The 15,314-nt window shown below is 44.8% G+C and carries 11 protein-coding genes; 8 read left to right on the forward strand and 3 right to left on the reverse strand.

What is annotated here, in order from left to right:
• The first annotated feature begins 62 nt into the window (after window positions 1-62).
• The 8 genes from AC27KT_RS14245 (at window position 63) to AC27KT_RS14280 (ending at window position 10,685) form a co-directional block, all read left to right on the forward strand.
• On the forward strand, window positions 63-383 hold the full coding sequence (locus AC27KT_RS14245; protein ID WP_487131006.1) for a hypothetical protein: 321 nt from the start codon (window positions 63-65) through the stop codon (window positions 381-383).
• Between the two features lie 379 nt (window positions 384-762).
• Entirely contained in the window at window positions 763-2,844 is a 2,082-nt protein-coding gene (locus AC27KT_RS14250; protein ID WP_487131008.1) for a S8 family serine peptidase, read from the forward strand.
• Window positions 2,845-3,163: 319 nt separating this feature from the next.
• Entirely contained in the window at window positions 3,164-4,516 is a 1,353-nt protein-coding gene (locus AC27KT_RS14255; RefSeq protein WP_487131010.1) for an alkaline phosphatase PhoX, read from the forward strand.
• Between the two features lie 274 nt (window positions 4,517-4,790).
• Window positions 4,791-4,967: a hypothetical protein gene (locus tag AC27KT_RS14260; RefSeq protein WP_155279885.1), complete on the forward strand. Its 177-nt coding sequence runs from the start codon at window positions 4,791-4,793 to the stop codon at window positions 4,965-4,967.
• Window positions 4,964-6,580: a catalase gene (locus AC27KT_RS14265; protein ID WP_487131013.1), complete on the forward strand. Its 1,617-nt coding sequence runs from the start codon at window positions 4,964-4,966 to the stop codon at window positions 6,578-6,580. The genes AC27KT_RS14260 and AC27KT_RS14265 overlap by 4 nt, the downstream gene beginning before the upstream one ends.
• Before the next feature lie 150 nt (window positions 6,581-6,730).
• On the forward strand, window positions 6,731-7,348 hold the full coding sequence (locus AC27KT_RS14270; RefSeq protein ID WP_487131015.1) for an ankyrin repeat domain-containing protein: 618 nt from the start codon (window positions 6,731-6,733) through the stop codon (window positions 7,346-7,348).
• A 108-nt stretch (window positions 7,349-7,456) separates the two neighbouring features.
• Complete coding sequence (locus AC27KT_RS14275; RefSeq protein WP_487131017.1) at window positions 7,457-8,005, forward strand: hypothetical protein; 549 nt, start codon at window positions 7,457-7,459, stop codon at window positions 8,003-8,005.
• Window positions 8,006-8,237: 232 nt separating this feature from the next.
• Window positions 8,238-10,685 (forward strand): S8 family serine peptidase, encoded by a 2,448-nt coding sequence (locus AC27KT_RS14280; RefSeq protein ID WP_487131019.1) that lies wholly within the window; start codon window positions 8,238-8,240, stop codon window positions 10,683-10,685.
• A gap of 138 nt (window positions 10,686-10,823) precedes the next feature.
• Here the strand turns inward: AC27KT_RS14280 and AC27KT_RS14285 are convergent, their stop codons facing one another.
• From AC27KT_RS14285 to AC27KT_RS14295, 3 genes are read right to left on the reverse strand one after another with little or no spacing between them, the layout of a single operon-like run.
• Window positions 10,824-11,453 (reverse strand): response regulator, encoded by a 630-nt coding sequence (locus tag AC27KT_RS14285; RefSeq protein ID WP_487131021.1) that lies wholly within the window; start codon window positions 11,451-11,453, stop codon window positions 10,824-10,826.
• A complete protein-coding gene (locus AC27KT_RS14290; RefSeq protein WP_487131023.1) occupies window positions 11,450-12,139 on the reverse strand; it encodes a sensor histidine kinase in 690 nt (229 codons plus the stop codon). Before AC27KT_RS14290 ends, AC27KT_RS14285 begins: the two co-directional genes overlap by 4 nt.
• The gene (locus AC27KT_RS14295; RefSeq protein WP_487131025.1) at window positions 12,132-15,290 is read right to left on the reverse strand and encodes a protein kinase domain-containing protein; all 3,159 of its coding nucleotides are present in this window, start codon (window positions 15,288-15,290) and stop codon (window positions 12,132-12,134) included. Before AC27KT_RS14295 ends, AC27KT_RS14290 begins: the two co-directional genes overlap by 8 nt.
• Between the last annotated feature and the right edge of the window lie 24 nt (window positions 15,291-15,314).

The following is a 15,314-nucleotide window of genomic DNA, read 5'->3' on the forward strand; positions in this document are numbered from 1 at the left end:
AGCGCACTTAGGTGCGCTTTTTTTATGCCTTTTTTTCTACAGCCTCTTGGCTGTCATTTAGTTTGTCGCAACTTTTTAATCAAAGCTTAGAAATAGAAGAGACTCGATTTACCAAAGTGGATAAATATGGGGAATATCTGTCGCCTAATGATGGTCCATGGCATTGTGTTTATGACAGCAGTACTAAATTATATTGGATGGTTGGAAGGGATGATGAGTCACCTTTCGATAGTTATTGGAGCTACAGCTGGTATAGCGAAAAACTAAATGTAGGTGTACCAGACGCAGGGAGTTGCTTCTACGAATCCGCTGGTTGCGGAACGCATCACCTTATTTCGAAAGCAAATGAGTTGGCGCTTTGTAACAATAAACATTGGAGATGACCTTCTCCAAATGAGCTATTAACGCTCGTACAACCTTCACCCAAAGCAGGTGGGGCAACAATACATCATGCATACTTTCCGCAGACTAAAAAAGGTGATTACTGGACTGCATCCCACTCACAAGACGTCACCACGAATGCTTTGAGTTACCTTAAAGAGGGCGCTGTGGCGGTCAGCTTTCAATCTGGAAATATTAAGGTACTTCCTTATCGAACTGCTGCTTACGTGAAGTTGGTGAGCAGTGAACGTTAATTATATTGGTTCTTTACAAATTGTTTACATATAGGGGTTGCTCCCTATGTCAAAAAAATATCGTTAGGAGACTATAACCCGGTTGAAGAAATGAAATTCTAATAAAATATAAAAACCGGAGAGCTCAATGAAATCTACATTGTTCAAATCATCACTACTTACTATTGCGTTAGCAGCTAGCGGGCTTGCACATTCTGACGCGTTGATCGGACCGAATCTTACCGAAGCACTCACTAGTGGCGAAAGTACTTACAAGGTTATCGTTACTGGTAAAGACAAAGCGGGTGTGTCTGCCTTAATGCAAGAATTGCACGTACCGTATTTGGCATTGCAAACTATGCCAATGGTTGGAGCAACACTAACAAAATCTCAAATTGAAGCACTGGCTGCAAATCCCAACATAAAAAGCATTTATCAAGATGTGCCGCTTGAATATTATAACTACACATCGGGCGAGATTACGGGCGGCCACATCGTACATGATACGTTAGGTTTGACCGGAAACGGTGTAACGGTTGCTGTGCTAGATTCTGGCGTAGATGCAACACACCCAGATCTGCAGCTTGGCGAAACAACAGTTGAAAACGTAAAAATTGTTGGCGATTTAGACTTGCTTGGCGGTATTAACGTTTTTGTTGAAAAAGTACCAAATAGCGATACTTCTTCAGGCCACGGCACACACGTTGCGGGTACTGTAGCGGGAACAGGTGAAGCATCTAAAGACGACAGCCGCCGAGCGCACGCGGAAGATGGTATCGCGCCTGAAGCAGGCATTGTTGGCTTAGGTGCAGGTGAAGGGATATCTATCTTATATGGTCTATTGGGCTTTGATTACGCAATTGCCAACCAGGACCGTTTAAGTATAGACGTAATTACAAACAGCTGGGGTGGTGGCGATGGCGCTAACTTTGACCCCAATAACCCAATTAACGTTGCATCTTATGAAGCGTATCGAAATGGTATGGTAGTAAGCTTCGCTGCATCTAATTCTGGTCCAGACGAAAATACCCTTAACCAATATGCTATTGCGCCATGGGTAATTAATGTTGCGGCAGGTACAAGCGAGAAGCTATTAGCAGATTTCTCTAGCCGAGGCGTAGCTGACGTACAATATAAGCAACCTGACATTACGGCACCAGGTCAAAGCATAACGTCAACACGTGCACCCAATACAGTCATCGGTGCAATGGGGCCAGTTATTGATCTAAATGATCCATCGTACGCGCTTTACTATCACACTATCAGTGGTACTTCTATGGCTACACCGTTTATTGCTGGTGTCGCTGCACTTATGTTGGAAGCAAATCCTGATTTATCACCAGATCAAATTGAATCAATCATGATGGAAACCGCAGAGCCAATGCCAGACTACCAACCACATGAAGTGGGTGCTGGTTACATCGATGTTCCTGCTGCTATTCAATTAGCTATGGAAACGACAGGCAATATGCGTGCTTTTATGGACGGCGACACAGTATGGTCAAGTAAAGGTGAATGGACAACGATTGACAACAACGATGAAAAGCTAAACTACGAAGGTACATGGCGTGAGCTTGCAATAAAAGACGCGTATGAAGGTTCGATAGAAATTGGTACTTCTACATCGTCTTCCGTAAGCACTGTTGTAAACGGTGATCGTGTGCGCTTCACCATCGTTACACGCAGAAAACGCCCTGGTACCGTTGAGTTTTACGTAGATGGTAAGTTAGTAGAACGTGAGGTTGTTCACGTTCCGGGTACCGATAAGTTTAATCCAGGTTTCGTCACTTTTACTTTAGATAATATGGGTGAGGGCGCACATAATGTTGCATTGGTTACGCGTTCAAGAAATATTGCTTTAGACCGCATTGAAGTAGATGGTTCTTTCCTTTCGAACGATGTTGTGTTCTCAGAGCGCACACAGTCGGACGAAGGTCTAATGGGTCCATCAGCTGAAAACCTTGAGGTACAAGAACTTCCGCTCGAAATTCAAGCCGGCGATACAAAAATTGAGTCAACACTATCGTGGGACGCGGTAGCAGACTTAGATTTTTACCTTGTTGATCCTAACGGTGAAGAAGTTGCTTCTAGTGCTTCGTTAGCAAATCCAGAAAGCCTAGCATTCGAACCTACTATGGCGGGTACCTATCTGCTACGAGTAACCGGTTTTATCAGCGTTGCAACACCATTTACCATTGAAACAACGGTAACAAGCGCGTCAAATAACTAATACAAATTGTTACGCGTAATCATAGTGAAAGCCCTTCGGTACCGACTGCGGGGCTTTTTTATTGTTATTTAGGGGTGACGCTTGTTCATTCTATAAAACTTGGCGGTAGTGAGAGTACACCGTAAAACCCCTCCAGCTTTTATATAAGAGCTCCGACACCAGATCACTGCAGTATCGGATTTAAAAAGGCTCAGCATTCAGTTCCTTCTATCGGTGTAAGATATGCACGAAGCGAAGAAGTGGAAATTTAACCTCTTTGTTGTGATACTGTAACAGTTAAAGGGTACTATGCTCTGTTTATCAGTTTTGCGAGATTTTCATGATTACACGACGCCAGTTTTTAGTGGGTTCTTTGGCATTTGGTGGCCTAGCTAGCAGTGCTTTTGGTAAAAAGTTGGATTTGGCGTCTATGCCGATTAGTGAAGGCTATGGCGCGTTAGTCGCCGACCCTCAAAAGCTGCTCGATTTACCTAAAGGCTTTAGCTATAAAATTATATCTGGCCTTGGAGATAGCATGTCTGATGGTATGCATGTACCTGACAGAGCGGACGGTATGGGTTGTTTGCCTGTAGAAGGCAGTAGCGACAAAGTGGCGCTTATACGTAACCATGAGCTGCACCCCAAACATATAAGTACTCAGCCTCAGTCTATTCAAAAGCATGCTAGCGAGTTGGCCTACGACAACTATCATAGTGGGGTTGCTTTACCAGGCGGTACCACAACAATGGTGTACAACCTTACCACGCAAAAGGTAGAGCGAGAGTTTATAAGCCTTACTGGCACCGTTAGAAACTGCTCGGGCGGCATTACGCCTTGGGGGACGTGGCTAACCTGTGAAGAATCTGTAGATCGACCTCATGGTCCTAACGGCGATGTAGTAAACAAAGATCATGGCTACATTTTTGAAGTACCCGCAAACGCTGACTCACTCATTGAAGCTAAACCGCTTAAAGCAATGGGTCGTTTTAACCATGAAGCGGCGTGTGTTGATCCCAAAACTGGTATTGTTTACCTGACTGAAGATCAGGGTGACAGCTTGCTATATCGCTTTGTACCTAACGAGTACGCTAACTTGGCAGCTGGCGGCCAATTAGAAGCCCTGGTAGTAAAAAATAAACCTCAGTTTGATACACGTAACTGGAGTTCCACAACTATGCCATTGGCTACGTGGTTCGACGTTGAGTGGATAGCGTTAGACAACCCAGAAAGCCCGAACGATGACTTACGCGCTAGAGGATATGAGAAAGGTGCTGCTTTATTCGCTCGCGGTGAAGGTATACATTGGGGTGAAGATGAGCTTTATTTTTGCTGTACTAATGGCGGCCAAAAGCAGCTCGGTCAGGTGATGAAACTTGTTCCTTCTGCTGATGGTAAACAAGACAAGCTTCAGCTATTTTTAGAAAGTGAAGACAAGAACTTATATAATTTTGGCGATAACCTAACCGTATGTCCAAACGGGCATCTATTGGTGTGCGAAGACCAATATACCGACATTGTTGATAACCATTTACGCGGTGTTACACCTAGTGGAGAAGTGTATAACTTTGCAAAGCTCCATGCGCAAACAGAACTAGCTGGCGCGTGTTTCTCGCCCGACGGCAATACACTTTTCGTGAATATTTACTCTCCAACGAAGACCTTAGCTATAACTGGGCCATGGCTTGAAGGTTAGAGATCAGAGGTTGGAGACCAGGTATTAAGGGTTATCTAGTAAACTGGCGTCATTTATTCTTATTGCTTTCAAATGGCGCTGCTATTCCCCAAATGTGAAGTGCAAACTTCTATCAACCTTTCTTTCGTCACGCATCATTTACTGACTTTCATACCTTTTCTCGATTAGCTAGTATCTTTACAATCTAATAAATTAATTATCTGAATCGTTTTAACCCGTTTTAATAGTTTTGCTCAATTAATGATAATGCTCTCAACTTAAGAAGGAGAGCCAAATGAGCGCACTATTAAAAAAGCTAACAACGGCGAATAGCCACCGTGTTTCCTCCACAACGAATCAACCCATTCGAACGCAATGCAATTACGCTGATAACTATTATGGCGACCAAGTTTGCGTAGAAGTCAAAGCCCCTAAACCTCGTACCAACCTTCATGTGGGAGTACAGCTGTGAGAACCTCAATGAAATCAACGTTAACCAAGTTTATCCTAGGCGGCGTAGCTGCCAGTATGCTTACCTTAGGCGTAAGCGCTGACACACTAACCCGTCAAAATGGTGCGCCAGTAGGCGATAACCAAAACTCGCAAACAGCAGGCCCATGGGGACCGGTTTTACTACAAGACTCTCACCTTATTGAAAAGCTAGCGGCATTTGACCGAGAGCGTATTCCTGAGCGTGTTGTTCACGCCCGTGGTACAGGCGTCTATGGGTATTATGAGAACCTAGTCGACCTTTCAGATGAAACACTGGCTGCGCCGTTCCAATCAGCAGGTAAAAAGACCGACGTTTTTGTTCGTTTTTCATCGGTAGTACATGGCCATTTGTCACCAGAGACATTGCGTGACCCTCGAGGGTTTGCGGTGAAGTTTTACACTGAACAAGGTAACTGGGATCTAGTAGGTAATAACTTCCCGGTTTTCTTTATTCGCGATGCAATCAAGTTCCCAGACATGGTTCACGCATTTAAACCATCGCCGGTAACGAACAAGCAAGAGCCTAAACGCATTTTTGATTTCTTCTCGCACGTACCAGAGTCAACGCACACGTTAACTATGCTTTTCTCTGACTACGGCACACCGGCAAGCTATCTAAATATGGATGGTTCAGGGGTTCATGCTTTCAAGTTTGTTGATGACGAAGGTAATTACAAGTACGTGAAATTTACGTGGAAGTCTAATCAGCCAATTAAGAACTTCACCAATGAAGAAGCGATGAAAGTGCAGGGAATGGATATGCAGCCGCATACAACCGACATTTACACGCGAATTGGTGAAAAAGGTGAAACAGCGTCTTGGGATCTTTATTTACAAGAGCTAGAGCCTGAGCAACTGGATGATTTTGAGTTTAACCCACTTGATACCACTAAGATTTGGCCTGAATCGCTCGTCCCGGCTAAAAAGATTGGTCGCCTAGTGCTTAACCGTGTTCCAGATAACTTCTTTGAAGAAACTGAACAAGCGGCATTTGCTCCGAGCAATTTAATTCCTGGTATCGAGCCGTCAGAAGACAGAATGCTTCAAGGTCGCTTGTTCTCGTATGCTGACACGCAGCGCTATCGTTTAGGCGTTAATGCGTACCGTATTCCGATTAACGCGCCGAAAAATGCCGTTATCAATAACCACGAGCAACACGGTCAGCTTCGCACAACCAGCTCTAATCGCGATGTGAACTATCAGCCAAGCCGTCGTCTTGACCTAAACGAAGACCCAGCGTTTCGTTATTCAAGTAAGCCACTTGCAGGTATGACACAACAAATTCCGTTCTATAAAGAACAGAACTTCAAGCAAGCGGGTGAGTTTTTCAGAAATCTGACTAAAGAAGGTCAAGCGCACCTAATTAGTAACTTAGGTGGTGCATTGGCATCGGTGCCTGAAGAAGAAATTCGCGTCATTATCAGTGCTTATATGTACAACGCTGATAAGGACTATGGCAAAGGCGTAGCTAAACTAGCGAAAGTACCAATGTCTAAAGTTCGTCAAACGGCGAAAGACTTGATGGAGCAACAGGCAGCACGCGCTGCAAAAGCAAAGCAGGTTGCAGAAAGCCTAACGGCACTTATGCAATAAGCTAAGTAGCACTAGGGTTGGGAGTTACATCACAGTGTTGAGTAACTCCCATTTTTCTCAAACAATTTTTCTTCAACAACCTTTCTGTAACAGCTTTGCTGAAAACAGTTTTGTAGTAACCAAATTTAGATTTACCAGTAAGGGGGCACAATGTCTTTTTTAAAGCAAACACTTACGGCAGCACTGTTCGTTGTTGTCACCTTTAGCAGTTTTTATACTAGCGCGGCAACTGAAACATCCACTCAAACTAATACACAACAACGTGCCACTATGCCTAATATGGAGGCTTTAAAAGCACGCTATTTCGACGCAGCGCGAGAAGGTGATAGCGCCATGCTAGGTGCATTTTATCAGGCCGGTCTAGATGTTGATGTAGCCGATGACAAAGGCTATACCGCGCTTATTCTAGCGGCGTACCACGGGCACACCGAAACCGTGAGTTTTCTAATCAGTAAAGCTAATGCCAACCCGTGCCAGGAAGACAATCGCGGTAATACTGCGCTAATGGGCGCCATCTTCAAAGGGCATGTAAGTGTAGCCAAACAGCTTGTATTTGCCGATTGTGATATAGACGAAGAGAACGCACAGGGGCAGACCGCATTGATGTTTGCGAGTCTTTTCGATAGACAAGAAATTATCAATACGCTTATCGATAAAGGGGCTAACCCAGCTCACATGGATAAAGCGGGCAATTCGGTAGCGGATATCGCTCTTTCGCAAGGTAATTACGAATTAGCAAAAGTACTACGCGAACAAAACGCTAATTAAACCACGTCATATTAGATACCATTGAATACAACTAGGGGGAACTCCCTATTTGTATTCAATGCATTAAGTTCAATACTAAGCCCATAGGAATTTAGACGTGGGTTTACTATGAAGTCATTATTTGCCGCTGTGTTCGTTCTGTTTTCTGCGCCTTCTTTCGCCGGCGTAATCACCTATGATTTCACTCGATTAGTGTTAGGTGACGAAGCTGACCAAACCAGCTTAATTGGGCAAATCACTTTTGATGAAAACGAAACCCAGTTCAATATGAACACATGGCTATCGTTTTTCTTTCAGCTAGAGTTCGATGGCACCGTTTACAATATTTTCGAAGCTGATATTGCTGAAGATGCATTTGCAATCGTTGATTTAGAAGATGGTGTGTTTGGTGATGAAAGCGGTGAAGGTTTTCAATTTTTTATAGAAGACTCAAGCGTTCCATACGAATTCACTATTAGTTCAGGTTTAGCCGGGCTAGGAGCATCAGACTCGTGCGTGTTTTTTGAAAATGGCGACCGCTGCGCAGGTGGCTTGTTTCAACTGGTTAAAACTGTTGAGTCTACAAATGGCTCAACACAAGTTAGCGAACCTGCTTCATTTGCCAGTGCGATGCTAATTTTGCTCGCGCTTACTTCTTTCAGAAAGCGCAAACTATAAGGCTTCTTCAATTCGAGAGAGTGGTTTATTTCCTGTACCACGTTCGTTCCCTCCAACTTGTCTATGTTTCTCGATAGTTGGTGTTTTTAGCCCTCCATTTGTGAGGGCTTTTTTCTTTTTAAATTTCTGATTTTTCAACGCTTTTATAAATTACATCGAATAGGGGGAACTCCCCATAGTTTTGCTTCTTTGGTTGTTAAATACTCAAGGGGTACTCAAAGAGAGGTGTATTATGAAGTTCCTTAATAACAAAACAGTATTATCAGTAGCTATTGCTTGTGCCTTACCAGCGAGCATGGTGAATGCAAAAACTTTCGATAAAACATTGGCTGATGCACTTGCTGCTTCGCCACTAGAACTACAACAAGTTATTGTTACATTTGAAGGTAAGGGACCTGCCACAACAGAACAAATTACAGCGCTTGAATCGTTAGGTATCACTGGCGGTGTTAGCCTTCGCAACGTGCCTATTGTTGGTGTGCTAGCGAACAAACAGCAAGTTGAAGCACTTTATCAGCGCGATGACGTGGTGTCAGTGTGGAACAACGACCCACTAGAACTAGAAAACCATGAGTCTACCCAAATTACGGGTGTACAGGCACTACAAGCTGACCGCGATATTCGCATAAATGGCATGCCAGTATCAGGTAAAGGTATTGGCGTAGTGGTAAACGACTCGGGTGTTGACGGTACACACAGCGATTTAGCATTCCCTGATCACGTTGTTCAAAACGTTCTGGCGCAGGTCAATCTAAATAGTTACAGCGGCATTTTACCGATTACATACCAAGAAAACGTATCTAATACCGATATTCTAGGCGGTCACGGTACTCACGTGGCAGGCACAGTAGGCGGTAACGGCGCTAAGAGCGGTGGATTGCATGCAGGTGTAGCACCGGGCGCAGACATCATCGGTTATGGCTCGGGCGCAGGTCTATTCATTTTAGATACGATCGGTGGTTTCGACTACGCGTTAACACACCAGTTCGATTACAACATTCGTGTTATTTCTAACTCGTTCGGTAACACTGGCGATGTAGGTACAGAATTTAACCCAGATGATCCAACAAACGTTGTGACTAAAGCACTGGCAGACAACGGTATTATTACCGTGTTCTCGGCAGGTAACTCAGGCCCAGGCGAATCGACAATTACCGGTAACTTCAAAAAGGCACCTTGGGTAATTACAGTGGCTGCGGGTAACAAGCAGGGCGAGCTAGCTGACTTTAGTTCTCGCGGTGTCGACGGAAAAGGTGGTCAAGCGGTCGTTGATGGTGAAGTGTTCACGTGGGAAGACCGTCCTACCGTAACAGCGCCAGGTGTAGACGTTATTTCTGCTCGTGCATCACTGTCTAGCTTAGGCGGTTTAAGTGCAGCTGATGACGCGGAAATGATTGAACCACAACACCTACCGTTTTATACCGTATCTAGCGGTACATCAATGGCTGCGCCGCATGTGTCAGGTATTGTTGCACTAATGCTAGAAGCGAATCCAAACCTTCAGTGGGAAGATGTGAAGCGTATTCTTCAGGAAACCGCAACACCAATGGCAGGCATGGACGAGTGGGAAGTGGGTGCTGGTTATGTTAACGCTTATGCTGCGGTAACTGCAGTGCTTAACGGTGAAGAAGTATTTGGCGATACCGTGAAGAAAAATCGCGAGTTTAACGCCTTTGCTAACGTAGCTGAAGGCAAAAGCTTTACGCTACCTACGACTTACCTACCCGTTGGTGAGTCACCTGTAGAAGAGTTTGAAGTAACGTCTGACGTATCTATGGTGGTGGCGAGCGCGTCAATCGAAACGGCAACAGCGTTCGTATTAGAAGATCCTGCAGGAAATACCTACGGTTCTGGCATCGGACTTCCTGTTTTAGGCTCTTCTGTTGGCACAGCTGCCCCAGGTATGCCGGGTACATGGAAACTATATAGCCGCGGAATTGGCAGCATTAGTGGTGTGTCAGTTGACCCACTAGGTGTTACAAACGGTGTGGGTATTCCTGGCACTAACGATGTGAATATTCGCTTGTTAGTCACATCTGGTTATACAGGTATTGATGATGCACAAGGCCATCCAGCTAAAGCATTCATTGAATACGTTGTTGCCAATGAGCTAATGGATGCAAAAGAAAGTGGATTTGCGCCAGACGCTCCACTAACTCGTGTAGAGCTTGCTGATACGCTGGCGCTTAGTGCAAACCTTCGTCAAACCAACGACGGAAACACGGTTAACTATACCGATGTAAGTGCTGAGCATGCTGCAGCGGTCAACTCTGCCACGGCGACTGGGGCAGTGTTGGGAGATTTAGAGATGAATACGCAGCCCGTAATGCAAGCTGACGGTGACTTCTTTGGTAGCAACATGCAGGTGAGCAAAGAAGAAATGGCGTACTCTATGGTTCAAGCATTAGGCCTTGAAGATGCCGCGAACAGCTTTGACTCTGAAAAGGTTATCGCTATTGTGCTTGGTGAAGCGGTGGAAGTTGAAGATACTGATGAAATTGCGCCTGAGTATCGCGGCTATGTTCAACAGGCACTGGCTGCAGGGCTAATGCAGGTGGAAGTAAAAGTAGAGCAAGGTCCATTTGACCTACAGCCTACAATCAAAGCTTTCTTCAACCCACAAAGTGGGGTATCTAGAGGCGAAGCCGCGTTTATCCTAACGCAGTACGCAGAACTTTAATTTGTAGTGTAAGAGGGGCCTTGTTTCAGATGAAGCAAGGCCCTTTTTTTTGTTTGGGATTTACATACTGCAATCAGTATTCGCTGAAAATGCAAAAAGAGGAAAGGAAAAGAGTTCTAAACTGTAAATAAATACCAGTTACTCTAGCAAGCCTGCTTTCCCGGCCATTCTTATAAGCTCTGCAGAGCTACTTAAATTAAGCTTCTTGTATATGTTGCTTCGGTGGTTTTCTGCGGTTTTTAAGCTCATATCTAAGAGTTCAGCAATCTTCTTGCTGGTGTTGCCTGCAGCAACTAAGAAGAATACCTCTCGCTCTCGTCTAGTTAATACGCTTAGCGGCGATACGTGCTTCTGACATTGATCGCTAGATGATTGGGTTAATTCATTGGGAAAACAGGTTTTGTTTGAGGCCACTTTCTTAATGGCTTCAACCAGACTCTCGCCGGAGGATTCTTTTAATATATAACCTTTTGCGCCAGCATCGCGCATGGCTTCAATGTATTCCACTTCGTTATGCATAGACAGCACAAGAATTTTTGCGTCGCTGCGCTGAGATAAAATTTTATCAATCGCCACTAGCCCGCTCATTCGTGGCATTGAAATGTCCATCAAAATAACATCGGGAGAAAGTTTCAGTACAGCAGTAATAAGCTCAACACCATCGTCACATTCTCCGATGACGGAAATATCTGGGGTCGCATTTAGCATCTGAGATACGCCCTGACGCATAAGTACATGGTCATCGGCAAGCACTACACGAATTGTCATACGGGTACCGTTACTGTTGTTCTTGTGCCTTGCCCAGCAGCAGACTCTATTTCCAGCGTTGCGTTGAACGCTTCGGCTCTGTCGCGAATACTAGAAAGGCCTATGCCAGGCTCTATTGTTTTACTATCAAACCCTACACCATTATCAATGATATCTAAACGAATAACATGGTGATGGTAAGAAATTGATAAAGTAAGATTAGTGGCCTCACTGTGTTTTATAGCATTAACCAGCGTTTCTTGCGCAATTCTAAATAATAATGTGCTTATGTCTTTGGACAGATCAGGCGGTACGGTTATTTCGGTATGATATTCAATATCTTCACCACTAAGCAAATTACGACACAGCCAATTAAGTGCTGGTTTAAGACCTAAGTCATCAAGAATTGTTGGACTCATTAGCCGCGATAATTGTCTAACATCATTTAGCGCCATTTCCGCGATGCCGTGTAGTGCTTCAAGTTCAGGCGATGAGGTTGATAATGCTTGCAGCCTGCGTGTCAGCCCTGTGAGCAACTGACCAATCCCATCATGTAATTCTCGAGAAAGCTTCGCTTTTTCTGATTCTTGTTGAGCCCATAGCCTTTTCGCCAACTGCTGCAGCATTTCTTGGTCAGCATCTAATCGAGCCTGAAGTGTCGCTTGTAACGCTTTAATGTTCTCTATCTCGGTGGCCAAGTCAGTCAAAATAGGCGTTCCTGTAGTCTCCAACCTGTTGCTCAGGTAATTGAGATAGCCATTTGGATGTTAAGTCATCCACCGTGTCTTCTTTACCTGGTATGGCGCGATAGTAAAGGTGGTTCCGCCAATAGGTAGGATATAACGCTAATTTTTGCTTTAACTTTTCGATGGACTCTTCATCACCAGACGACGCTTTTATATATAGCCACTGCAAGTATTGCTGGTAGTAAGAGGGTTTAATGAGCGAGCGAAGCTTCTCCATTGCGCTGCTATTTTCATTCAAAGAAAGCCGCTGCTGCATGTCGAGCAGAATTTTAATTTCAGTGATTACCGGCACGTTGGTGTTATCGACAAGTGTAGTGTAGATCTCGTCACGTTCGTTATTTAGTGTGCCTTTATGATGCTTCAATCCCAACGTCAACCATTGATAAACGGCAAACTGCTCGTGGCGATCTTCGCTAATGGTAGGCGTCACGGTTTCAAGACTGTTTTCTAGGCATAACCAGTTTGCGGTAAGTAAACACATCTCTCCATGCCATAGTAATACCTCGGTTTTTGCTCTGGCATCTTCAGAAGACTGAGCTAAGCGTCTTGCGTCAGCGGCATGCTGCGTGGCTTCAGTCAAGTTTCCGTTTGCAAAGTTTAAGTAGCTGAATAGCAGGTGGTTTATCATTCTCTCTTGGTTATGCTGATTTCCAAGCTTTTTGTCGACGGTACTTAAATATTGAGAAGCAGTATTTTTGTCCCCTTTTACCAAACTCAACTGTGCAAGGTTTTGATGGGTTCGAAGTAAGTGGGATTCGTCCCCATTTCTTTCAAATAGTATTTTCGCCTGCTGCCAGTAAATCTCAGCAAGAGAGATATCTCCAATTAGAAAATGCATGTAGGCCACATTGCTCATACTTTGCGGCTGAAGCACCTTGTCATCGGTTTGCACACGAATATCAAGACCGCGTTTGTAGTACTCTAACGCTCTTGCGAACTGGCCTCGCTCTTCAAACATAAAACCTAGTGTATCGTTTACATGGGCTTCTTGTGCCAAGTCACCTAAATCGTGGAGTAGTTTTACCGCTTCTTCTAATGACGCCTCTGCGGTGGCATAGTCGCCCGTAAGAGATGTGGCGATGGCAAGGTTGGCTAAGGTTTTAGCCCGCTGAGAGGGCTGCGTTTTTGCATCACGCAATGCCAGTGCGTCTTTAAAATACTGCGCTGCAGCCACATTGTCAGCTGTACGTAGGTAAGCAATGCCAAAAGCGTTAAGTACTAAACTCTCGCCTCGGGGATCTTTGGCTTGACGAAACGCTACGAGTGCTCGAGTTAATGAGTCGCTGGTGGCAGTTTCAATGTCCCCATTAATAATTTGCAGACGAGCAAGTTCAAACCAAAGTTGTCCATTATTGGGGCGAAGGGCTAAAGCCGCTTTATAGTCGGACATTGCTTTGGCATCTTCGCCAGCCCACTGATATATGTCTGCACGCATCGACAGCAAGTCTGGTCTGTCAGGGAACTGAGAAACAAGCGCATCTATTGATTGTTGAGCAAGAGATAGATCTTCGTTTAGCTCTGCTCTTAATAGCTCGCCTTGTAAACGCCAATACACTGCCAAGTCAGAGAGTTGGAATAAGGTTTCTACCGCTTGCCTGGCACCGTCATAGTCGCCCGTATTTAAATCGTTTCGAGCCTTTGCCACCCATCCACCCGGATAGTCCGGTGTGGTTGCTATAATCGCCTCAACGGTGTCTGCGCTATTTAACGCTTCTCCTTTTTGCCAAGCGGTATCCAAGGCATCAAGGTAGCGTAAGTCAGGAAGTGGTTGAGGCGATTGCGTTTTGATAGCGTCAAATAGCGATTGAATGAGCTTGTTAGCAAATACACTTAAATCATCGGACAGGGTGTTTGCATTTACATTATGCGACACGGTAAAAATAGGTTCGTTAGCGGGCATACTAAGTACGCTGGCGTGAAGTAAGTAACTATCGCTACTGGTAGGCGTAGCATCAAGTAATAATACGCTGTTTACCGACGTGGAAGCCGCTAAATCTACTCTGTCATTGTCGTTATCAAATGGGGATAACGCAAGGTTTGACACCAATGATTGGGTTTGCGCTTTATCATCTAAAACAATGTGAGGATGAGTAGACAGGGGATAGCGCAGCAACGTGTTTATCGTATCTAAAAGTGGATATTGAGGGTCATTTAATACGAGTAGCTGAATAGGAGTATCAGAGGGCAGACTGGGTTGCGTTTTTTGATACCAAGAGTAAGAAAAAATGCTGGCGCTAATCACAAGTACCAATATGGCAATGGCGGAAAAGGTGACAAGGGTTTTGTAAGTCACATTAGCACTGCCATTATCGCCTGATGAGCTGATGTTAAGCGCTTGCTCCAAAGAGAGTCTCTTCGCTGGCAAATGGTGTGTTAATTGATCAATACAAGCATTGCGTTTTTTCGTCCACAGGTAATGAGAAAAGCCCAATCCTTCCTTTTGAACACACCCCAGCATATCTTCTAAAACTCTTCCTAAGCTGTAGGTGTCAGAGTGTTCGCTCGCTTTTCCAGTTTGGATGACTTCAGGAGCGGTATAGCGTTGGTGTCCGCTCGTTTGAGCGCCAGACGTAGCGCTCTGCCCAATTCCGAAGTCGATCAGTTTAATGTCTGCATTGTGATCAAGAAGAATATTGTCTGGCTTTATATCGCCATGTTTAATGCCTATCGATTTACAGGCTAGCAGTGCCTCAACGAGCTGTTGCTGCCACTTGTCGAAATCGGCTTTGCTGATAGGTTGTTGAATGCGTGTATACAGAGGCTCGCCTTCAATAAACGCCATTGTAAAAAAGGCGGTATCTCCATCAGAGAAAACGTCATGAACACGGATGATATTAGGATGCTGTAGTTGCCTAGCGATGTTGACTTCATTGCGGATGGTTTGCATTTTAACAGGGTCGCTGGCACCACCCTCAATGACCTTAAGTGCAACTTTCACATCAAGTAATTCGTCGATGGCGCTGAAAACGGCGGCCTGAGCACCTGAACCAAGTTGTTCAACAATCCGAAACCGGTTAGCTAGACGGGAATTTGGCGCAATAGGAGTCCCTAAAGCTAGCGCCTCAGTTTTAAGAGAGTTGTTTTGCGACGAGAATACATCGGGCCTGTTCAAAGCCTTCTCCACACTTCACTAACC

Source organism: Alteromonas sp. 5NW40-0090 (genome assembly GCF_057552975.1).